Here is a 1,477-nt window from a genome sequence, read left to right as displayed (position 1 = left end):
TTCCGGAAATATCTTCCGAATCATCGTTTCCAGAGAACCAGTTCAAGGAAGTCAGCGATGGCGATGGGATCGAGGGGTGGGCCGCGGCAGGTGGAGTTGTTCGTGACGACCACCAGTTTGCCGGAGACGCCGCGGCATGTGTTTTATGAGCGGCTCAACAAGCTGCTCGCCGAGCATGAGTTTGATCCGCATCTCGAGAATCTGTGCGAGCCCTACTACGACAAAGCCGGCCGCAAGAGTATTCCGCCCGGCGTCTACTTTCGCATGCTGCTGATCGGTTACTTCGAGGGGCTCGATTCCCAGCGCGGCATCGCCTGGCGGTGTGCCGACAGCCTGTCTCTGAAGCAGTTTCTCGGCTATCGGCTCACCGACGCGACTCCCGATCACTCCTCGCTGACGCGGATTCGTAACCGTCTTCCACTCCAGGTCCACGAGCAGGTCTTCGCGATCGTGCTGGCGATCGTTCAGAAAAGTCTGCTCGTCACCGGCACCCTCGTCGGCGTCGACTCCACGATGGTGGAGGCCAACGCGGCCATGAAGACGATTGTCCGCAGGGACTCCGGCGAGGACTGGAAGGCCTACCTCAAGCGGCTGATGATCGAAGCGGGCGAGATCGAAGAAGACGATGAGCCGGGTGACGATGAGTTGCGAAAGTTTGATCGGAAGCGGAAGGACAAGAAGGTTTCTAATCAGGAGTGGACCTCTGAAGTCGACCCCGACGCGCGGATCGTCAAAATGAAGGACGGCCGCACGCATCTGGGTTACAAGGTCGAGCATGTCATCGATCTGGACACCGAAGTCATTCTGCACGCCGGCGTGTACCACGGGGACCAGTCGGACACCGAGACACTTGTGGAAAGTGTGATCGCGGCTCAGTCAAACTGCACGACTTCGAGTCTCCACAGCGACGATCCCCCCAGCGAGATCTCAGCGGTGGTGGCCGATGCCGGCTATTTCAAGCAGGAACTGCTGAGCGAACTGGAGGCCGAGGGGTTCCAGCCGTTCATCGCCGAGCCAGCTTACAAGGGAAAGCCGAACGAGAAGACGCCGCATGCAAACGCCCGGCAGTACAACCGGATTCGCAATCGAGGTGCGTTGGGCCGTCAACTACAGCGCCAACGTAGCGAGCGGGTGGAACGCAGCTTCGCTCACACGTGCGAGACCGGCAGGGCGAGGAGGAGTCACCTGCGTGGACTCGATTCGATCCGCAAGCGGTACACGATCCACGCGGCGGCCCGCAACCTCGGCACGCTGCTGCGCCAGCTGATCGGCGTCGGCACGCCCCGCGAACTGGCGGGAGCCTGGAAACGGATGAAAGTGGAAATCGCGGCATGGTTGGAGGAGTTCTACGCAATCAGATCGCGTCATCTGCGACTCCCCAACGCCCGGGGACAACACGGGCTCCGATTTCTGCGCTCGCATCGTGAGAAGAGACACACCTTGAGAGCAAACAAGCCCCGCTTTCAGATTGCCAGCT

Annotated in this window: 1 protein-coding gene; it reads left to right on the top strand. The window is 60.3% G+C overall.

Annotation, left to right across the window (positions count from 1 at the left end; all coding sequences use genetic code 11):
- Positions 1-102 precede the first annotated feature (102 nt).
- A partial coding sequence (locus L1A08_RS02375) for a transposase (RefSeq protein ID WP_238753776.1) occupies positions 103-1,477 on the top strand: 1,375 nt, incomplete at its 3' end.

This window comes from Rubinisphaera margarita (genome assembly GCF_022267515.1).
Taxonomy (GTDB): Bacteria; Planctomycetota; Planctomycetia; order Planctomycetales; family Planctomycetaceae; genus Rubinisphaera; species Rubinisphaera margarita.
This window is presented reverse-complemented; position numbering and strand designations above follow the sequence as displayed.